17 protein-coding genes are annotated in these 19,312 nt (G+C 66.4%); 2 read left to right on the forward strand and 15 right to left on the reverse strand.

Features of this window, described 5'->3' with window-relative positions; translation table 11 throughout:
* The 6 genes from DIE02_RS22800 to DIE02_RS22830 all read right to left on the reverse strand — a co-directional run.
* Positions 1 to 179: ATP-binding cassette domain-containing protein (locus DIE02_RS22800; RefSeq protein WP_148092719.1), on the reverse strand; the 179-nt coding region annotated here is incomplete at its 3' end.
* A complete protein-coding gene (gene gltK / locus DIE02_RS22805) occupies positions 176 to 853 on the reverse strand; it encodes a glutamate/aspartate ABC transporter permease GltK (protein ID WP_044848293.1) in 678 nt (225 codons plus the stop codon). The genes DIE02_RS22800 and gltK, both read right to left, overlap by 4 nt.
* Positions 853 to 1,593, reverse strand: coding sequence for an amino acid ABC transporter permease (locus DIE02_RS22810; protein ID WP_044848294.1), 741 nt, complete (start codon positions 1,591 to 1,593; stop codon positions 853 to 855). The genes gltK and DIE02_RS22810 overlap by 1 nt, the downstream gene beginning before the upstream one ends.
* Positions 1,594 to 1,677: 84 nt before the next feature.
* The gene (locus DIE02_RS22815; protein ID WP_185500314.1) at positions 1,678 to 2,571 is read right to left on the reverse strand and encodes a glutamate/aspartate ABC transporter substrate-binding protein; all 894 of its coding nucleotides are present in this window, start codon (positions 2,569 to 2,571) and stop codon (positions 1,678 to 1,680) included.
* 252 nt (positions 2,572 to 2,823) lie between these two features.
* The gene (locus tag DIE02_RS22820; protein ID WP_044848295.1) at positions 2,824 to 4,110 is read right to left on the reverse strand and encodes a Glu/Leu/Phe/Val dehydrogenase; all 1,287 of its coding nucleotides are present in this window, start codon (positions 4,108 to 4,110) and stop codon (positions 2,824 to 2,826) included.
* A gap of 276 nt (positions 4,111 to 4,386) precedes the next feature.
* On the reverse strand, positions 4,387 to 5,340 hold the full coding sequence (locus tag DIE02_RS22830) for a LysR substrate-binding domain-containing protein (RefSeq protein WP_044848296.1): 954 nt from the start codon (positions 5,338 to 5,340) through the stop codon (positions 4,387 to 4,389).
* A 264-nt stretch (positions 5,341 to 5,604) separates the two neighbouring features.
* Here DIE02_RS22830 and purB point away from each other — a divergent pair, with 264 nt between their 5' ends.
* Positions 5,605 to 6,993, forward strand: coding sequence for an adenylosuccinate lyase (gene purB / locus DIE02_RS22835; RefSeq protein WP_044844148.1), 1,389 nt, complete (start codon positions 5,605 to 5,607; stop codon positions 6,991 to 6,993).
* Positions 6,994 to 7,140: 147 nt separating this feature from the next.
* On the opposite strand, the gene DIE02_RS22840 is transcribed toward purB, so the two are convergent.
* The 4 genes from DIE02_RS22840 to edd form a co-directional block, all read right to left on the reverse strand.
* A complete protein-coding gene (locus tag DIE02_RS22840) occupies positions 7,141 to 7,638 on the reverse strand; it encodes a gluconokinase (RefSeq protein ID WP_044844149.1) in 498 nt (165 codons plus the stop codon).
* Positions 7,639 to 7,651: 13 nt separating this feature from the next.
* Positions 7,652 to 9,013: a GntP family permease gene (locus tag DIE02_RS22845; RefSeq protein ID WP_124488268.1), complete on the reverse strand. Its 1,362-nt coding sequence runs from the start codon at positions 9,011 to 9,013 to the stop codon at positions 7,652 to 7,654.
* A 219-nt stretch (positions 9,014 to 9,232) separates the two neighbouring features.
* Positions 9,233 to 9,859 (reverse strand): bifunctional 4-hydroxy-2-oxoglutarate aldolase/2-dehydro-3-deoxy-phosphogluconate aldolase, encoded by a 627-nt coding sequence (eda, locus tag DIE02_RS22855; RefSeq protein WP_044844151.1) that lies wholly within the window; start codon positions 9,857 to 9,859, stop codon positions 9,233 to 9,235.
* A 19-nt stretch (positions 9,860 to 9,878) separates the two neighbouring features.
* Positions 9,879 to 11,735, reverse strand: coding sequence for a phosphogluconate dehydratase (gene edd, locus DIE02_RS22860; protein WP_044844152.1), 1,857 nt, complete (start codon positions 11,733 to 11,735; stop codon positions 9,879 to 9,881).
* 293 nt (positions 11,736 to 12,028) lie between these two features.
* Between edd and DIE02_RS22865 the strand changes: the two genes are divergently transcribed.
* Positions 12,029 to 12,877, forward strand: coding sequence for a MurR/RpiR family transcriptional regulator (locus DIE02_RS22865; RefSeq protein WP_044844153.1), 849 nt, complete (start codon positions 12,029 to 12,031; stop codon positions 12,875 to 12,877).
* Between the two features lie 151 nt (positions 12,878 to 13,028).
* Here the strand turns inward: DIE02_RS22865 and DIE02_RS22870 are convergent, their stop codons facing one another.
* The 5 genes from DIE02_RS22870 to leuS form a co-directional block, all read right to left on the reverse strand.
* A complete protein-coding gene (locus DIE02_RS22870; protein ID WP_124488267.1) occupies positions 13,029 to 13,451 on the reverse strand; it encodes a CopD family protein in 423 nt (140 codons plus the stop codon).
* 17 nt (positions 13,452 to 13,468) lie between these two features.
* Complete coding sequence (locus tag DIE02_RS22875) at positions 13,469 to 14,740, reverse strand: glutamate-5-semialdehyde dehydrogenase (RefSeq protein ID WP_044844155.1); 1,272 nt, start codon at positions 14,738 to 14,740, stop codon at positions 13,469 to 13,471.
* A 138-nt stretch (positions 14,741 to 14,878) separates the two neighbouring features.
* Positions 14,879 to 15,973, reverse strand: coding sequence for a DNA polymerase III subunit delta (gene holA / locus DIE02_RS22880; RefSeq protein WP_124488266.1), 1,095 nt, complete (start codon positions 15,971 to 15,973; stop codon positions 14,879 to 14,881).
* A gap of 18 nt (positions 15,974 to 15,991) precedes the next feature.
* Positions 15,992 to 16,546: an LPS assembly lipoprotein LptE gene (gene lptE, locus DIE02_RS22885; protein WP_044844157.1), complete on the reverse strand. Its 555-nt coding sequence runs from the start codon at positions 16,544 to 16,546 to the stop codon at positions 15,992 to 15,994.
* A gap of 38 nt (positions 16,547 to 16,584) precedes the next feature.
* Entirely contained in the window at positions 16,585 to 19,179 is a 2,595-nt protein-coding gene (gene leuS, locus DIE02_RS22890) for a leucine--tRNA ligase (protein ID WP_044844158.1), read from the reverse strand.
* Between the last annotated feature and the right edge of the window lie 133 nt (positions 19,180 to 19,312).

Below are 19,312 nucleotides of genomic sequence, written 5' to 3' on the forward strand. Positions count from 1 at the left end.
ACGAGGATCTCGCCCTGCTGGAACGGCTCGAGGCCGTTCACGGTCTTGATCAGCGTCGACTTGCCCGAGCCGGACGGACCGCACACGACCACCACCTCGCCTTTCTTGACCTCGGTCGTGCAATCGGTGAGGACCTGAAACTGGCCGTACCACTTGGAAACGTTCTTGATGGAAATCATCTTGTGACCTTTTTCTGGAGACCTTTGACGAGGGCAGACGCCACCGAGCAAACCACGAAATAGCATGCACCCGCGAACAGGACCATCTCGACGGTCGTGCCGTCGCGATCGCCGACGTTGGCGGCCGTGCGGAAGAAGTCCGCGAGACTGATCACGTACACGAGCGACGTATCCTGGAACAGGACGATCGCCTGCGTGAGCAGCAGCGGCACCATCGCGCGGAACGCCTGCGGCAGGATCACGAGGCGCATCGCCTGCGCGTAGTTCATGCCGAGCGCGAACGCGGCGTTGACCTGCCCGCGCGGCACCGCCTGGATGCCGGCGCGGATGATCTCGGAATAATACGCGGCTTCGAACAGCGAGAACGCGACCATCGCCGACGCGAGGCGAATGTCGATCGTCGGCGACAGCCCCAGCACGCCCTGCAGCACCTGCGGCACGATCAGGAAGAACCACAGCAGCACCATCACGAGCGGGATCGAGCGGAACACCGTCACGTACGCCTTCGCGAACCACGCGAGCGGCTTCACGCCCGACAGCCGCAGCAGCGCGAGCAACGTGCCCCACACGATGCCGACGACGATCGCGATCAGCGTGATCTTGAACGTGACGATCGCCCCCGTCCACAGCGTCGGTATCGCGCCGGGAATACTACTCCAGTCGAACTGATGCATCACTTGCCTCCGATGTAGCCGGGCAGCCGCGTGCGGCCTTCGATCCAGCGCATGAACGCCATCACGACGAGGTTGATGATCACGTACGCGAGCGTGACCGCGATGAACGACTCGTAGGTCTGCGCGGTGTAGTCGACGAGCTGGCGCGCCTGCGCGGACAGGTCGAGCAGGCCGATCGTCGACGCGACCGCCGAGTTCTTGAAGATGTTCAGGAACTCGGACGTGAGCGGCGGCACGATGATCCGGTACGCAACCGGCAGCAGCACGTAGCGGTACGTCTGCCATTGCGTGAAGCCCATCGCGAGGCCGGCCGCGCGCTGGCCCTTCGGCAGCGCGTTGATCCCCGAGCGCACCTGTTCGCACACGCGCGCGCCCGTAAACAGGCCGAGACAGATGATCGACGAGGTGAAGAACTGCGTGGTCGGCGGCAACTGCTTGATCCAGGTGCCGATCGATGCGGGCAGCAACTCGGGCACGACGAGGTACCAGATGAAGAACTGCACGATCAGCGGAATGTTCCGGAAGATCGACACGTACACGGTGCCGATCGCGGACAGCCATTTGTTCGGCACCGTGCGCAGCACGCCGAACAGCGAGCCGACGATCAGCGCGATGACCCAGGCGACGAGCGACACCTCGATCGTCACCCAGAAGCCGGACATCAGCCATCCGAAATAAGTCGTCGGCTCGCCGGTCGAGACGGGGCTCAGGAAGACGCCCCAGTTCCAGTGGTAAGACATGGGCAAGACTCCAGCAAAAAGAAACGGAAGAAGCGTGGCCTCTTCCGTTTCAGTAGCGTCATTTCTGCGTCAACGGCCGCGTGGTCAGTCGAGCGCCTTGTCGTTCGGGTTCGCGTACAGCTTCTTCATCGAATCGGACAGCGGGAAGTTCAGGTTCAGCCCCTTCGGCGGGATCGGGTTCTCGAACCACTTCGCGTAGATCTTCGCGGCTTCGCCCGACTTCTCGACTTGCGAGATCGCGTCGTCGACGACCTTCTTGAAGTCCGCATCGCCCTTGCGCATCATGCAGCCGTACGCCTCTTCCGACTGCGGCGTGCCGACGATCACCCATTCGCCCGGCTGCTTCGCCTTCGCGCGCTCGCCCGCGAGCAGCGCGTCGTCCATCATGAACGCGACCGCGCGGCCCGACTCGAGCGTGTTGAACGAGTCGCCGTGGTCCTTCGCGCTGATGATGTTCATGCCCAGCTGCTTGTCGTTGTTCATCTTGCGCAGCAGGCGCTCGGACGTCGTGCCGGCGGTGGTCACGACCGTCTTGCCCTTCAGGTCGGCGAAGTCCTTCACGCCCGAATCCTTCTTCGTCATCAGGCGCGTGCCGATCACGAAGATCGTGTCGGAGAATGCGGCCTGCTGCTGACGCTCCAGGTTGTTGGTCGTCGAGCCGCACTCGATGTCGACCGTGCCGTTCTGCACGAGCGGGATGCGGTTCTGCGACGTGACCGGGATGTTCTTGACCTGCAGGTTCGGCAGGTTCAGCTTCTTCTTCACCGCGTCCACGACCTTCAACTGGAATTCGCGCGAATAGCCGACGACCTGCTGGTTCTGGTCATAGTAGGAGAACGGAATCGACGATTCGCGGTGGCCCAGCGCGATCACGCCCGTGTCCTTGATCTTCTTCAGCGTGCCGGTCTCCTGTGCGTGCGCGCCGCTCGCGAACGCGCACAGCGCCGCGACCATCAGGACTGCCTTCTGGTATTTCATTTTGGTCATCTCCTTGGCTAAAACCCGCGCCAGTGTATCAAAGTAATATTTTTGAAAGTACTGGTTGTTAACCGCACTACGAATCGCGCTGTGCGAAGCCGTCCTCCCGGCTCCGGGCGCCCGTTTCGGCACCTGAATGCGCGCGCGGGCGATGCCGGATTCGGCATCGCCCGCGAAGGTTCATGCGCGCAATCGGGTGGATTGCGTCATGCTTTGATCGTAGTCAACCGATCGGCGATCGGCAACGACCGATCAGGGGTACAGGCCGCGCATTTCGCGCGCCATCAGGATGCGCTTGCACGCGACGATGAACGCCGCCGTACGCACCGTCACCTTGTGCTCTTCCGCGACCGCCCACACGCCGGCGAACGCTTCGCGCATCACGCGCTCGAGACGGTGGTTGATCTCGTCTTCCGTCCAGAAGAAGCTCGAGAAGTCCTGCACCCACTCGAAGTACGACACGGTCACGCCGCCCGCGTTCGCGATCACGTCGGGGATCACGAGCACGCCGTTCGCGCTCAGGATGTCGTCCGCCGCCGTCGTCGTCGGGCCGTTCGCGCCTTCGACGATGATCTTCGTGCGGATCTTCGCCGCGTTCTTTTCCGTGATCTGGTTTTCCAGCGCCGCCGGGATCAGGATGTCGGTCTCGACCGTCCAGAACTCGTCGTTCGGCATCGGCTCGGCGCCTTCGAAGCCCGCGACGCCGCCCGTGCGTGCGACGTGGTCGAGCAGCTTGTTCGAATCGAGGCCGGCCGGCTGGTAGATCGTGCCCGTGTGATCCTGCACCGCGATCACCTTCGAGCCCGCTTCCTGGAACAGCTTCGCCGCGATGCCGCCGACGTTGCCGAAGCCCTGCACCGCGATGCGCGCGCCTTCGATTTCCAGGCCCTTCTTCTTCGCCGCTTCGGAGCCGACGACGAACACGCCGCGGCCCGTTGCTTCCTTGCGGCCGAGCGAACCGCCGAGCGCGATCGGCTTGCCGGTCACGACGCCGGTCGACGTCTGGCCCTGGTTCATCGAGTACGTGTCCATCATCCACGCCATCACCTGTTCGTTGGTGTTGACGTCCGGTGCCGGAATGTCGGTGTTCGGGCCGATGATGATGCCGATTTCGCTGGTGTAGCGGCGCGTCACTCGCTCGAGCTCACCACGCGACAGCTTGCGCGGGTCGACGCGGATGCCGCCCTTCGCACCGCCGTACGGCACGTTCACTGCGGCGTTCTTCACCGACATCCATGCCGACAGCGCCATCACTTCCGACAGCGTCACGTCCTGGTGGTAGCGCACGCCGCCCTTGCCCGGGCCGCGCGACACGTTGTGCTGCACGCGATAGCCTTCGAAGTGCGCGACGGTGCCGTTGTCGAGCTCGATGGGGCAGTCGACGATCAGGATGCGCTTCGGACGCTTCAGCGTCTCGAGCCAGCGCGACAGCGAGCCGAGGTACGGCGCGACGCGATCGACCTGCTGAAGGTAGTTGCCCCACGGGCCGAGATCGTCGGCGTGAAGGTAGGACGGGATGGACTGCAGTTGCGAAGACATGGACACTCCAACGTTCAACGGATTGCGCACATTGTCGAAAAACCCGTTTTTTTTATCCAATGCCGTTTGCTTATTCGATTATGCGTTTCTTGCATGATCGTGATTTTTCGCAAATCCGCGGTCGATTTGCGCAAGAACGCCCGCGATCGGCCGTGCATCGCGGGCGTGAAAAATCGTCGTGAAAGTCGCGGGACGCCCGCCGGCCGGGCGTCCGACAGGCGCCGAAAGCGGCTCGTCAGTCGCTCGCGCCCGACCGGCCCGGTTAACCGCCCACGGTTAACCGGTGGTTTCGCGCAGTTCGTCGCGCACGACGTCCCACAGCGCGCGCACGAGTTTCTGGTGCGGATCGTCGCCCTGCAGCGCGAGCTTGTCGCAGTACAGGCGGATCTCCATCGTCAGCGTGAACGGATGGGTGCCGCCGCGCGCGGAACGGTCGAGCCGGATCAGGCGGCCGCTCGCCACCGCGTCCTCGACCGCGCTGTGCGGCAGGAACGCGACGCCGTGGCCCGCGAGCGCCATCGCCTTCAGCCCTTCCGCCATGTCGGTTTCGTAAACACGATCGAGGAACAGCGACGTCGGTGCATTCGCCACGATGACTTCGGTCATCCGGCCGAGATACGCGTTCGGCGTATACGACAGGTACGGCACGCGCGCCTCGGCCGTGCCCGGCAGCGTATAGCGCGGCCGGCCCGCGCGGCCCGGCGCCGAAAACGCGCTGATCGGCTCGCTGCCGAGCACCAGCATGTCGTAGCGGGCCGGGTCGAGCGCGACCGGGTGGCTCGGGTGGTGGTAGCCCATCACGAGATCGCAGCCGCCCTCGACGAGCGACAGCACGGCATCGTGCACGTTCAGCGCGCGCAGCCGCGTGTGGACCTGCCCCATCTTCGCCTCGATCCGCTGCAGCCAGCGCGGAAAATACGTGAGCGACAGCGTGTGCGGCACCGCGAACTCGATCGTCGGCACCGGCGCGCCGACGTGGCCGCGCAGCAGCGTGCGCGCCTCGTGCGCCTGCGACAGCATCGTCAGCGCCTGCTCGTAGAAGATCTGGCCGGCCTGCGTGAGCCGCGTCGGATAGACCGAACGATCGATCAGTTCAGTCGCGAGCCACGCCTCGAGCGCCTGGATACGCCGCGAGAACGCGGGCTGCGACACGTGCCGCAGTTCGGCGGAGCGGCTAAAGCTGCGCGTTTCCGCGAGCGAGACGAAGTCTTCGAGCCATTTCAGTTCCATGCAGGCGGGCGCGGCGGGCGGCGGTCGGGAAGAAGCCTGCATTCTACCGGCGGGCGGGCCGGCCCGGCGGCGTGGCGGGCGCCCCGGCGAGCCGGCGCGGGCGCCTGCCGGCAGGCCGGTCGCGCGCCGCCCGGGCGCCGGGCGCGTGCCGATCGCCCGCGGCGGCCGCGGCCGGACCGGTTCGGCCGGGATCGCCCCGCGGCGATGGTAAAATGCCGGATTCTTCCCCCCCTCGCTCGACCCGGCCCCAAGGCCCGCCCGATCATGTCCGACACTCGTCCCGATACGCTTTTCGCCCTCACCGCGCTCTCGCCCATCGACGGCCGCTACGCCAGCAAGACCGAAGCGCTGCGCGACTGGCTCTCCGAAGCCGCCTTCATGCGCCACCGCGTCACCGTCGAGGTGCACTGGCTGATCGCGCTGTCGCGCGCCGGCTTCGCGGAAGTCCCGCGCTTCTCCGACGCGTCCGAACAATTCCTGCTGCAGCTCGCGGAGCGCTTCACCGCGCACGACGCCGCGCGCATCAAGGAAATCGAGCGCGTGACGAACCACGACGTGAAGGCCGTCGAATACTGGCTGAAGGAATCGGTCAAGGGCCAGGCCGAACTCGAGAAGGCCAGCGAATTCATCCACTTCGCGTGCACGTCCGAAGACATCAACAACACGTCGCACGGGATGATGCTCGCCGGTGCGCGCGAGCACGTGATCGTGCCGGCGCTGCGCACGGTCCACCAGCGCCTCGTCGCGCTGTCGCACGCGCTCGCCGAGCAGCCGATGCTGTCGCGCACGCACGGCCAGCCGGCCAGCCCGACGACGCTCGGCAAGGAGCTCGCGAACGTCGCCGCGCGCCTCGCACGCGCGATCACGCGCATCGAGAAGGTCGAGATCCTCGGCAAGATGAACGGCGCGGTCGGCAACTTCAACGCGCACCTGTCCGCGTATCCGGAATTCGACTGGGAAGCGTTCTCGCGCGACGTGATCGAGAACCGCCTGAAGCTCACGTTCAACCCGTACACGATCCAGATCGAACCGCACGACTACATGGCCGAGCTGTTCGACGCGGTTGCGCGCGCGAACACGATCCTGCTCGACCTCGATCGCGACGTGTGGGGCTACATCTCGGTCGGCTACTTCAAGCAGAAGACGAAGGCCGGCGAAATCGGCTCGTCGACGATGCCGCACAAGGTCAACCCGATCGACTTCGAGAACTCGGAAGGCAACCTCGGCCTCGCGAACGCGACGCTGCGCCACCTCGCCGACAAGCTGCCGGTGTCGCGCTGGCAGCGTGACCTGACCGACTCGACGGTGCTGCGCAACATGGGCGTCGCGCTCGGCTATTCGCTGCTCGCCTACGACTCGCTGATCCGCGGCCTCGACAAGCTCGAAGTCAACCCGCAGCGCCTGAACGAAGATCTCGACAACTGCTGGGAAGTGCTCGCGGAGCCGGTGCAGACGGTGATGCGCCGCTACGGCATCGAGAACCCGTACGAACAGCTGAAGGAACTGACGCGCGGCAAGGGCATCACGCGCGAAGCGCTGCAGGAATTCGTCGCCACGCTCGCGATCCCGCAGGATGCGAAGGACCGCCTGCTCGCGATGACGCCGGCGTCGTACATCGGCAAGGCCGTCGAACTCGCGAAGCGGATCGCGTAAGCGCCGCCGTCGCCGGACGGAAAAAAAGCCCGATGCGAAATTGCTCGCATCGGGCTTTTTCTTTGGCGGCTCGCGCGCGCTCGACGAAAAAAGGCGCCCCGAGGGGCGCCTGTCTCACTGCGGCATCACGATTGCCGCGAACCGCGCTCAGTGCGCGTGGCCGATCTTCGCCATCACCTGATCGACGATCTGTTCGGGCGTCAGCTCGATGCTGACCTCGATCGCCTCGTCCGGGCCCGGCTCCTCGAGCGTGTCGAGCTGGCTCTTCAGCAGCGACGGATCGAAGAAATGGCCGGTGCGGCTTTTCAGGCGCTCGTGCAACACCTCGAACGAGCCCTTCAGATACACGAACCGCACGTCGGTGTCGGTGCCGCGCAGCACGTCGCGGTACGACCGCTTCAGCGAAGAGCACGTGAACACGGCCGTCTCGCCGGCACGCTGCTTTTCCTCGATGGCCGCGCGGATCGTGCGCAGCCACGGCCAGCGGTCGTCGTCGGTCAGCGGAATGCCGTTGTGCATCTTTTCCTTGTTCGCCGCGCTGTGAAACGCGTCGCCGTCGGTATAGCTGCACGACAGGCGTTCTGCCAGCATTTCGCCGATTCGCGATTTGCCCGCGCCCGACACGCCCATTGCGATCAGAATCATTGACTACCCCTTGTTACAAAACCACGCTCAGCAGCAGCGTAAAGCTCAGACCGAGCACCGAGATGATGGTTTCAAGCAGCGACCAGGTCTTGAACGTCTGACCAACCGTCATCCCGAAGTATTCCTTGATCAGCCAGAAGCCGCCGTCGTTCACGTGCGAGAAGATCAGCGAGCCCGAGCCCGTCGCGAGCACCAGCAGCTCCGGACGAACCGCCGCGCCCGACGCCGCCGCGATCGGCGCGACGATGCCGCAGGCCGTCGTCATCGCGACCGTCGCCGAACCCGTCGCGAGACGCATCAGCGCCGCGACGAACCAGCCGAGCAGCAGCGGCGACAGGTGCGCGTGCTTCGCGGTCTCGACGATCTGCTGCGAGATCCCGCTGTCGCGCAGGACGCCGCCGAAGCCGCCGCCCGCACCGACGATCAGCGTGATGCCGGCGATCGGCGCCAGGCACTCGCCGCAGAACTTCTGGATCTGGTCGCGGTTGAAACCCTGCAGCTTGCCGAACGTGAAGAAGCTCACCAGCACGGCGATCAGCAGCGCGACGTCGGAGTTGCCGGCAAAGCGCAGCAGGCTGTTCGGCAGCGACTTCGGCGTGAAGATCAGGTCGGCCCAGCTGCCGACCAGCATCAGGATCACCGGCAGCAGGATCGTGAACAGCGTGATGCCGAAGCTCGGCAGTTCGCGCTGCTTGCCTTCCGTGTGCGATTCGACGAACTGCGCGGCGAGCGGATTGTTCTCCGGCAGCTTGACGAACTTCGAGATCATCAGCGCAAACAGCGGGCCCGCGACGATCGCGGTCGGCACGCCGACGATCAGGCCGAACGCGATCGTCTTGCCGATGTCGGCACCGTATTGCTGGACGGCCAGCAGCGCGGCCGGGTGCGGCGGAATCAGCCCGTGCACGACGGACAGGCCCGCGACCATCGGCAGGCCGACGACGAGCAGCGACTTGCCGGTGCGCTTCGCGACGTTGAACGCGATCGGGATCAGCAGCACGAAGCCGACTTCGAAGAACACCGGCAGGCCGACGATGATCGCGACGAACATCATCGCCCAATGAATGTTCTTCTCGCCGAACCAGTCGATCAGCGTGGTCGCGATCCGCTCCGCGCCGCCCGATTCGGCCATCATCTTGCCGAGCATCGTGCCGAGGCCGACGACTACCGCGATGTGGCCGAGCGTGTTGCCGTTGCCGGTCTCGAACGACTTGACGATCTTGTCCATCGGCATCCCGACCACGAGGCCGAGGCCGAGCGAGACGATGATGAGCACCAGGAACGGATAGATCTTGAACCGCGCGATCATCACGATCAGCGCGACGATCGCGATCACGGTATAAACGAGCAGCATGCTGCCTTGGACAGCCCCCATGTGGCACTCCTCCTAGGATTGTTCGAACCGGGCGAGTTGTTGCGAGTATGCCCGGCTATGCAGGTCTCCGAAACACGGGGGTTCCCACCCCGCGAGGACGCTGAATTTTACTTATCTTTACGGTCCGCGGATAGAACCGGTTCCATCAGCAAAAACCCTCGGTAAAACAAGCACTAAGCGCTCGCTTACCGAGGGTCAAACGTTCGTTTCGTACAAGGCTTAACGGGGCAGCTGGCTCGCGGCTTGCGCAAGGCGCGTGACTTCGGCCCAGTCCTGCGCGGCGAGCGCGGCCTTCGGCGTGAGCCACGAACCGCCGACGCATACGACGTTCGGCAGCTTCAGGAAATTCGGCGCGGTGTCGACCGTGATGCCGCCCGTCGGGCAGAACTTCAGCGCCGGGAACGGACCGTGGAACGCCTGCAGCATCGGCACGCCGCCGGCTTGCTGCGCGGGGAAGAACTTGACGATCTCGTAGCCGAACTCGAGCGCCTGGATGATGTCGCTCGGCGTCATCACGCCCGGCAGCAGCGGCAGGCCGGCGTCGAGGGACGCGAGGTGCAGGTCCTTCGTCAGGCCCGGCGACACGCCGAACTTCGCACCCGCGCGCTTCGCCTGCTCGCAGTGCTCGGGCTTCGTGATCGTGCCGACGCCGACGACGATGTCGTCCGCGAGCTGGCTCGCGCGCTGGATCGCCTCCAGGCCGGCCGGCGTGCGCAGCGTGATCTCGAGCACCTTGACGCCGCCCGCGTGCAACGCGCGCGACACGTGTTCGCCCTGCTCGACCGAGTCGAATGCGAGCACCGGAATCACCGGGCCCAGCTTCACGATTTCAGCAATCGTCTTCATCTGGAACACTCCTTGAAATTCATGCAGCGACGCTGACGGCCGTTTCGCCGACCAGCGTCCCGAAAACCGATGCGCCCTGCTCGGCCGGCGCGGCCGCCGCGCGGAACACGCCGAACAGTTCGCGCCCGAAACCGACCTCGTTCTCGGCCTGGTGCAGCGGCTGCGCGACCGGGCGCGCCTGCCACTCGGCGTCGTCGACCTCGATGTCGAGGATGCCGGCTTCCGCGTCGATCACGAGCGTGTCGCCCGTCTTCACCTTGCCGAGCGGGCCGGCCAGCAGCGCTTCCGGCGACACGTGGATCACGGCCGGCACCTTGCCCGACGCGCCCGACATGCGGCCGTCGGTCACCAGCGCGACGTGAAAGCCCTGATCCTGCAGCACGCCGAGCAGCGGCGTCAAACGATGCAGCTCGGGCATCCCGTTCGCGCGCGCGCCCTGGAAGCGCACGACCGCGACGAAATCGCGCTTCAGCTCGCCGCGATCGAAGGCCTCCTGCACGGCTTCCTGCGAATCGAACACGATCGCGGGCGCCGTCACCTTGCGGTGCTCGGGCGCGACCGCCGAGATCTTGATCACGCCGCGGCCGAGCCGGCCCTGCATCAGGCGCAGGCCGCCGTCCGGCTGGAACGGGTCGCGAATGCCGCGCAGCACCTTCGTGTCGTGGCTCTCGGCCGTGCCGTCGACCCACGTCAGCTTGCCGTCGATCAGCTTCGGCTCCTTCGTGTAGTGCGACAGGCCCTTGCCCGCCACGGTCGTCACGTCTTCGTGCAGCAACCCGCCCTCGAGCAGGTTGCGCACCAGGAACGCGACGCCGCCCGCCGCGTGGAAGTGGTTCACGTCGGCCTTGCCGTTCGGGTAGATCTTCGCGAGCAGCGGCACGACCGCCGACAGCTCGTCGAAATCGTTCCAGTCGATCAGGATGCCGGCCGCGCGCGCGATCGCGACGAGGTGCAGCGTGTGGTTGGTCGAGCCGCCCGTCGCGAGCAGCGCGACGATCCCGTTGACGATCGCCTTCTCGTCGATCACGTGGCCGATCGGCGTGTAGTGACCGCGCTCGACCGTCAGGTCGAGCACGCGGCGCGCGGCTTCGGCGGTCAGCGCGTCGCGCAGCGGCGTGTGCGGATGGACGAACGCCGAACCCGGCAGGTGCAGGCCCATCAGCTCCATCAGCATCTGGTTGCTGTTCGCGGTGCCGTAGAACGTGCAGGTGCCGTGGCCGTGATACGCGGCCGATTCCGCTTCGAGCAGCGCGTCGCGGCCGACCTGGCCGGTCGCGAACTGCTGGCGGATCTTCGCCTTGTCGTCGTTCGACAGGCCGCTCGTCATCGGGCCGGCCGGCACGAAGATGGTCGGCAGGTGGCCGAACTGCAGCGCGCCGATCAAGAGGCCCGGCACGATCTTGTCGCAGATGCCGAGGCAGAGCGCCGCGTCGAACATGTTGTGGGTGAGCGCGATCGCGGTGCCCATCGCGATCGCCTCGCGCGAGAACAGCGACAGCTCCATGCCCGGGTTGCCCTGCGTGACGCCGTCGCACATCGCCGGCACGCCGCCCGCGAATTGCGCGACGCCGCCGTTCTCGCGCGCGGCGGCCTTGATGATGTCGGGGAAATCCTTGTACGGCGCATGCGCGGACAGCATCTCGTTGTACGAGGACACGATGCCGATGTTCGGCTCGCGGATCGCCTTGATCTGGAACTTGTCGCTGCCTTCGAGACCCGCGAAGCCGTGCGCGAGGTTCGCGCACGACAGCGCGCCGCGCGCCGGGAACTTGCCTTGCGCGCCGTCGATGCGCTGCAGATAGGCGGAACGGGTCGATTGGCTGCGGGCGATCACGCGATCGGTGACTTTCGCCAGGGTGGGGTGCAGCGACGTCATGCTGGGCGCTCCTGTATGCCGGACGGACACCGGCGGTTGGAATCGTGGGGACGGTCGAGTGCATCGAACGAACGAAGTCAGTCTAGTAGAAAAACTACAAGCGCGCAATGCGGATCAGCATACGCGCAACTCACATCCCCGCCACCAGCAAGGCTTTCCTAGTGAAAACCCTAATCCACGGCATCGTCCACTGCAGAAATTGCCGACGATAGAGCTAGCATTTTCATGTAGATTTTCTACAATTCGATTGCGATACACTCGCTCATCCGAACCCGATTTCCATCCGCCGTCCCATGCTGCCTCGCATTGAAGCGATCCGCGCCGACCTGCGCCCGTCCGAGCGCAAGCTCGCCGACTACATCCTCGCCGCGCCGCGCGAGGTGCTCGACCTCGCGATGACCGAGCTGTCGACCCGCGCGGGCGTCAGCCAGCCGACCATCGCGCGCTTCTGCCAGGCGCTCGGCTGCAGCGGCTTTCGCGAATTCAAGATCCGGCTCGCGCAGAGCGTCGCGCCGGGCGTGTCGTCCGTGTATCGCGACGTCGAGCCCGACGAGCCCGCGCCCGGCATCATCGGCAAGGTGTTCGACCGCACGATCGGCGCGCTGATCGAGGTGCGCAACAGCCTGTCGGCCGGCAGCGTCGCCGACGCGATCGCGCTGCTGTCGAACGCGTCGCGCATCGAGTTCTACGGCGCCGGCGGCTCCGGCATCGCCGCGCAGGACATCCAGCACAAGTTCTTCCGGCTCGGCGTGCCGAGCGTCGCGTATTCGGACCCGCACACGTTCTCGATGTCGTCGGCGCTGCTCGGGCCACACGACGTCGTCGTCGCGATCTCGAACACCGGTCGCACGCGCGACATCGTCGAGGCCGCGCGCTCCGCGCTCGCGTGCGGCGCGAAGGTCGTCGCGATCACGCAGAGCCATTCGCCGCTCGCGAAGCTCGCGACGGTGAGCCTCGCGTCGAACGTCGCGGAGGAAACCGACGTGTTCTCGCCGATGACGTCGCGCATGTCGCATCTCGCAATCGGCGACATCCTCGCGGTCGGCGTCGCGCTGTCGCGCGGGCCCGCATTGATGGAGCGCGTCGGCCGCGCGAAGGAAGCGATCACGCGCCGCCGGATCGACGACGGCACGAAGGATTGACCCACGCACGGCGCCCCGCCGGCGCATGAGCGATGCAGAACCGACGCACGGTCCGGCGCATCAGCCGCTACCCGGCACGCACGTAAACGAAGAACGGCGCCCCGCGGGGCGCCGTTGCGCTTGGGTCGGTGCGGCCAACCGGCCGCTCAGCTCAAAACGGCTTGATCACGACCAGCGCGACCGCCACGAGCATGCCGAGCACCGGCAGTTCGTTGAACACGCGATACCACTTGTCGGTGCGACGGTTCTCGCCGCGCTCGAACACCTTCAGCAGGTGCCCGCAATACGCATGGTAGATGACGAGCAGCAGCACCACCGTCACCTTCGCATGGATCCAGCCCTGCCCCTGGCCGATGCCGATCACGAGCCACAGCCACAGCCCGCATGCGAGCGCCGGCACGGCGATCATCGTCATGAAGCGGAACAGCTTGCGCGCCATCAGCAGCAGGCGCCGCACCGCGGCCGGATCGGTCTCCATGGCCAGGTTCACGTAGATGCGCGGCAGGTAGAACAGTCCCGCGAACCACGCGGCGATCAGAACGATATGGAACGTCTTGACCCAGAGCATTGCCATCGGTTGTGCGCCTCGCTTTACTGGCGGCCTTCGCCGTGCCCGAGCACGACGTACTTCAGCGACGTGAGCCCTTCCAGGCCGACGGGGCCGCGTGCGTGCAGCTTGTCGTTCGAGATGCCGATTTCCGCGCCGAGGCCGAATTCGAAGCCGTCCGCGAAGCGCGTCGACGCATTGACCATCACGCTTGCCGAATCGACCTCGCGCAGGAAGCGCATTGCGCGGTCGTGATCCTCGGTGACGATCGCATCGGTGTGGTGCGAGCCGTAATGGTTGATGTGCTCGATCGCAGCGTCGAGGCCGTCGACGACCTTGATCGCCAGCACCGGCGCGAGATATTCGGTGTGCCAGTCTTCGTCGGTCGCGTCGACGAGCGGACCGACGCCCGCCTCGGCGAGCACCGCGCGCGCGGCTGCATCGACGCGCAGCTCGACCTGCTTGTCGCGATACAGCTTGCCGAGGGGCGGCAGCAGCGCGGCTGCGATGCCGCCCGACACGAGCAGCGTTTCCATCGTGTTGCAGGTGCCGTAGCGGTGCGTCTTCGCGTTGTCGCACACCGTCAGTGCCTTGGCGAGATCGGCGCGATCGTCGACGTACACGTGGCAGATGCCGTCGAGGTGCTTGATCATCGGCACGCGCGCCTCGTTGATCAGGCGCTCGATCAGGCTCTTGCCGCCGCGCGGCACGATCACGTCGACGTATTCGGTCATCGTGATCAGCTTTCCGACCGCCGCGCGATCGGCGGTCGCGACGACCTGCACCGCGTCCTGCGGCAGGCCGGCCGCCTCGAGCCCTTCGCCGATCAGCTTCGCGAGCGCCGCGTTCGATTCGAGCGCCTCGGAGCCGCCGCGCAGGATCGTCGCGTTGCCCGACTTCAGGCACAGCGCGGCCGCGTCGATCGTCACGTTCGGACGCGACTCGTAGATGATGCCGATCACGCCGAGCGGCACGCGCATCTGGCCGACCTGGATTCCGCTCGGGCGATACTTGAGATTGCCGATCTCGCCGATCGGATCGGCCAGCGACGCGACCTGGCGCAGGCCCTCGACCATCGTGTTCAGCGCCTTGTCCGACAGCGTCAGGCGGTCGATGAACGCCGCATCGAGCCCCTTTTCGCGGGCACGGGCGACGTCGCGCGCGTTCGCGTCCTTCAGCGCCTGCGCGTCGCGCTCGATCGCGCGGGCCACGGCGTCGAGCGCCGCGTTCTTCGCCGCCGTGCTGGCGCGCGCCATCGCGCGGGAAGCGTGCCGGGCACGGCGGCCCAGGTCCGTCATGTACTGGTCGATATCCATCGTGTGACTCGAGAAGCGAGCCGCTTGGCGCGGCATGAATTCGTGGAGAAGCGTGAGGCGCGGCGGCAGGAAGGCCGCGCCGGCTATCGAAATATTGTAAGCGGGTTGCGATGCGTGCGCTGAAGGCCCGGACGGGGCTTAACGCCGCACACGACCCGCGGTCGGCGGTCGTTCGCCGCGCGCGCCCGCCACCGTCATCGCGAGCTGGAACAGGCCGTCCCACGGATCGGGCGGCGGCTCGTCCTGCGTGCGGCGGCCCGGCGTGACGGCCGACAGCCCCTTCACCTGCCGGTCGAGCTTCGCGGCGAACGCGAGCGCCTTCTCGAGCACGCCTTCCGACACGCGGTTCAACGCGGGGCCGATCAGCCGCTCGCGCGGCCCCCACACGCGGTTCTCGCGCAGCAGCGTGGCCAGCGGCTTGCCGGCCGTCGTGCCGCGCTTGATCCGCAGCAGTGTGCGCAGTTCCTCGACGACGGCCCACATCACGAGCACGATCGCCTCGCCCTCGCCCTTCAGCCCGTCGATCATCCGCGCAAGCCGCGCGGCGTCGCCCGCGAGCATCGCCTCGTTCAGCTTGAACACGTCGTAGCGCGCGACGTTCAACACCGCGTCGTGCACCTGCTCGAACGTCAGCACGCCCTGCGGATAGAGCAGCCCGAGCTTCTGGATTTCCTGGTGCGCGGCGAGCAGGTTGCCCTCGACGCGCTCCGCGATGAACTGCAGCGCGCGCCGGCCGTCGTCGCCGGGCGCGACGCGCTGGCCCTGCATCGACAGACGCTGGCCGATCCAGTTCGGCAGCTGCGCGCGGTCGACCGGATCGATCTTCAGCGCGACGCCGCCGTTCTGCAGCGCGGTAAACCACGCGGATTTCTGCGTGGCCGCGTCGAGGCGCGGCAACGTGACGAGCATCAGCGCATCGGGGTTCGGTGCGGCCGCGAGCGTCTTCAGCGCGTCGGCGCCTTCCTTGCCGGGCTTGCCCGACGGAATGCGCAGCTCGATCAGCTGACGTTCGCCGAACAGTGACATCGCCTGGGTCGCGCCGAGCAGCACGCTCCAGTCGAAACCGCGCTCGACCGTGTGCACCGAACGCTCGGTGAAGCCGGCCGCGCGCGCGGCCGCACGAATGCGGTCGCACGCTTCCTGCGCGAGCAGCGGCTCGTCGCCGTAGACGGTGTAGAGCCCGGCCATCCCCTTCGCGAGGTGCGGCTCCAGCGCATCAAGTCGCAATTGCATCGATACGTGCGCCGGCGATCAGAGCGGCGGCGGCGGCAGCGGTGCGCCCGGTGCAACGCCCGGCACCACGTCTTCCGGCGCCGGCGTCAGCGAGTGGACGATCGCGAGACGCCGCATCAGCTGGTCGACCGCGTCGTTCTCCATGTCGCCGTACAGGATCTCGGCTTCCTGCGCCTTCGCGTTCGTGTACTGGTCGCTGTACGTCATCGCGCGGTTCAGCGCGATCGCGCTCGGCGGGATCAGCACGGTGCCGTCCTTGCTCGTCAGCGTGTAGTTCAGCGTATAGAACAGCGCGTATTCCTGCGCCGAGCCGTACTTGTTGAGCGTCAGCGTGTTCTGCCCACGCGACTCCCACATGCGCAGCACGGCATCGGCGTCGTCCGCCGACTTGACGATCTTCGTGTCGCTGCCGGCCTCGACGAGGCGCACCAGGCGCGCCTCGACGGGCGCCGGCGCGCCGGCCACCAGCAGGCGCTTGAACGCGTAGTCCTGCTGGCCGCGCAACTGGAAACCGCATGCCGACAGCGCGAGCGCGCTGCCGACGGCGAGCATCAAAAACGATCTGCGGATCACCTTCGCTCCTTCTGTGTGCGCCCGGCGGCCAACGGCCGTCAGACGACGATGTTCACGAGGCGGCCCGGCACGACGACGATCTTCTTCGCCGGCTTGCCGTCGCTGAACTTCGCGAATGCTTCGTCGGCCACCGCCGCCGCTTCGATCGCCTCGCGGCTCGCGTCCTTCGCGACCTTCAGCGCGCCGCGCACCTTGCCGTTCACCTGCAGCACGAGTTCGATCTCGGCCTGCTCGAGCGCAGCCTCGTCGACCTTCGGCCACGGGGCGTCGAGCAGCGGGCCGAATTCGTCCGCGTAGCCGAGCGCCTTCCACAGTTCGAACGTGACGTGCGGCACGACCGGGTACAGCACGCGCAGCAGCACGCCGTACGTCTCGCGCAGCACGCCGGGCGTCGCGCCCTTCGCGCCGTCGATCGCGTTCAGCATCTTCATCGCGGCCGACACGACCGTGTTGTACTGCAGGCGCTGGTAGTCGAAATCGGCCTGCTTCAGCACGCTGTAGATCTCGCGGCGCAACGCCTTGTCGGCATCGCCGAGCGCGGCCGCGTCGAAGCCCGCGCGTGCGGCGAGCGCTTCGCGGTTCGTCGCGCCGAAGCTCCACACGCGGCGCAGGAAGCGGCTCGCGCCTTCGACGCCCGCGCCCGACCATTCGAGCTGCTGCTCGGGCGGTGCGGCGAACATCGTGAACAGACGCGCGGTATCGGCGCCGTACTGGTCGATCAGCACCTGAGGATCGACGCCGTTGTTCTTCGACTTCGACATCTTCTCGATGCCGCCGAGCACGACCGGCTGGCCGTCGGCGTTCAGCGTCGCGCCGACCGGGCGGCCCTTCTCGTCGAACGCGACGGTCACGTCGGCCGGGTTGTACCAGGTCTTCTTGCCCGATGCGTCTTCGCGGTAGAACGTCTCGTTCAGCACCATGCCCTGCGTCAGCAGGTTCTTCGCCGGCTCGCCGAACTTCACGAGGCCGAGGTCGCGCATCACCTTGGTCCAGAAGCGCGAATACAGCAAGTGCAGGATCGCGTGCTCGATGCCGCCGATGTATTGATCCATCGGCATCCAGTAATCGGTGCGCGCGTCGACCATCGTCTCGGCGTCCGGCGCCGTGTAGCGCGAGAAGTACCACGACGAATCGACGAAGGTGTCCATCGTGTCGGTTTCACGCTTCGCGGCCGCGCCGCACTTCGGGCACGAACAGTTCAGGAACGCTTCCGACTTCGCGAGCGGGTTGCCCGAGCCGTCCGGCACGAGGTCTTCCGGCAGCACGACCGGCAGATCCTGCTCCGGCACCGGCACGTCGCCGCACGACGGGCAGTGGATGATCGGGATCGGCGTGCCCCAGTAGCGCTGGCGCGACACGCCCCAGTCGCGCAGGCGCCACGTGACCTGCTTGTCGCCGAAGCCGCCGGCCTTCAGGTCGGCCGCGATCGCGTCGACCGCCGCGCCGTACGCAAGGCCGTCGTACTTGCCGCTGTTGATGCAGGTCGCGACTTCCTTGTCGCCGTACCACTCCTGCCATGCGTCGAGCGAGTACGTCTGGCCTTCGGCCGCGATCACCTGCTTGATCGGCAGGTCGTATTTCTTCGCGAACGCGAAATCGCGCTCGTCGTGCGCCGGCACGCCCATCACCGCGCCTTCGCCATAGCTCATCAGCACGTAGTTGCCGATCCACACCTCGACCGGCTCGCCCGTCAGCGGGTGCTTGACCGAGAAGCCCGTCGCGACGCCCTTCTTTTCCATCGTCGCGACATCGGCCTCGGCGACGCCGCCGCGCTTGCATTCGTCGATGAACGCCTGCAGTTCCGGCTTGCCCTGCGCGAGACGCGTGGCGAGCGGGTGCTCGGCCGCGATCGCGCAGAACGTGACGCCCATGATCGTGTCGGCACGCGTCGTGAACACGCGCAGCAGCTTCTGCTCGCCGTCGAGTTCGTACGGGAAGCCGAAGTTCACGCCGAAGCTCTTGCCGATCCAGTTCTGCTGCATGATCTTCACGCGCTCGGGCCAGCCGAGGCCGTCGAGGTCGTTCAGCAGCTCATCCGCGTACTGCGTGATCCGCAGGTAGTACATCGGGATCTCGCGCTTCTCGACGAGCGCGCCCGAACGCCAGCCGCGGCCGTCGATCACCTGCTCGTTCGCGAGCACGGTCTGGTCGACCGGATCCCAGTTCACGGTGCCCGTCTTCTTGTACGCGATGCCCTTCTCGAGCATCTTCAGGAACAGCCACTGGTTCCACTTGTAGTAGTCGGGCTTGCACGTCGCGATCTCGCGCGACCAGTCGATCGCGAGGCCCATCGACTGCATCTGGCCCTTCATGTAGTCGATGTTGTCGTAGGTCCACTTCGCGGGCGGCACGCCGTTCGCCATCGCGGCGTTCTCGGCCGGCATCCCGAACGCGTCCCAGCCCATCGGCATCAGCGTGTTGTAGCCGTTCATCCGCAGATAGCGGTACATCACGTCGTTGATCGTGTAGTTGCGCACGTGACCCATGTGCAGCTTGCCGGACGGGTACGGCAGCATCGACACGCAGTAGAACTTCGGCTTCTGCGAATCTTCCTTCGTCTTGTAGGCATCGGCTGCGCGCCAGTCGCCCTGAGCGGCGGCTTCGACGTCGGCGGGTACGTATCTCTCGTGCATGGTGTGGTTCGGACTAGGCTTTAAGCGGCGCGCCACGAGGCGGGCACGCGGAAGTGGACGAAATCGGGCAGCCCGGCGGCGGGGGCAGGCTCACGGTTCTCGTGCCTGCCTCATGATCCGGATATTCGCCGGA

Source organism: Burkholderia sp. Bp8991, from assembly GCF_003853795.1.
In the GTDB taxonomy this organism is placed as follows: domain Bacteria; phylum Pseudomonadota; class Gammaproteobacteria; order Burkholderiales; family Burkholderiaceae; genus Burkholderia.

Bases quoted from the DNA above. Each gene is read 5' to 3' on its own strand.
- DIE02_RS22875 (WP_044844155.1), bottom strand. From the start codon at position 14,740: ATGGATATCGACCAGTACATGACGGACCTGGGCCGCCGTGCCCGGCAC.
- purB (WP_044844148.1), top strand. From the start codon at position 5,605: ATGTCCGACACTCGTCCCGATACGCTTTTCGCCCTCACCGCGCTCTCG.
- DIE02_RS22845 (WP_124488268.1), bottom strand. From the start codon at position 9,013: ATGGGGGCTGTCCAAGGCAGCATGCTGCTCGTTTATACCGTGATCGCG.
- leuS (WP_044844158.1), bottom strand. From the start codon at position 19,179: ATGCACGAGAGATACGTACCCGCCGACGTCGAAGCCGCCGCTCAGGGC.
- edd (WP_044844152.1), bottom strand. From the start codon at position 11,735: ATGACGTCGCTGCACCCCACCCTGGCGAAAGTCACCGATCGCGTGATC.
- DIE02_RS22870 (WP_124488267.1), bottom strand. From the start codon at position 13,451: ATGGCAATGCTCTGGGTCAAGACGTTCCATATCGTTCTGATCGCCGCG.
- holA (WP_124488266.1), bottom strand. From the start codon at position 15,973: ATGCAATTGCGACTTGATGCGCTGGAGCCGCACCTCGCGAAGGGGATG.
- DIE02_RS22840 (WP_044844149.1), bottom strand. From the start codon at position 7,638: ATGATTCTGATCGCAATGGGCGTGTCGGGCGCGGGCAAATCGCGAATC.
- DIE02_RS22815 (WP_185500314.1), bottom strand. From the start codon at position 2,571: ATGAAATACCAGAAGGCAGTCCTGATGGTCGCGGCGCTGTGCGCGTTC.
- DIE02_RS22810 (WP_044848294.1), bottom strand. From the start codon at position 1,593: ATGTCTTACCACTGGAACTGGGGCGTCTTCCTGAGCCCCGTCTCGACC.
- gltK (WP_044848293.1), bottom strand. From the start codon at position 853: ATGCATCAGTTCGACTGGAGTAGTATTCCCGGCGCGATACCGACGCTG.
- DIE02_RS22820 (WP_044848295.1), bottom strand. From the start codon at position 4,110: ATGTCTTCGCAACTGCAGTCCATCCCGTCCTACCTTCACGCCGACGAT.
- DIE02_RS22830 (WP_044848296.1), bottom strand. From the start codon at position 5,340: ATGGAACTGAAATGGCTCGAAGACTTCGTCTCGCTCGCGGAAACGCGC.
- DIE02_RS22865 (WP_044844153.1), top strand. From the start codon at position 12,029: ATGCTGCCTCGCATTGAAGCGATCCGCGCCGACCTGCGCCCGTCCGAG.
- eda (WP_044844151.1), bottom strand. From the start codon at position 9,859: ATGAAGACGATTGCTGAAATCGTGAAGCTGGGCCCGGTGATTCCGGTG.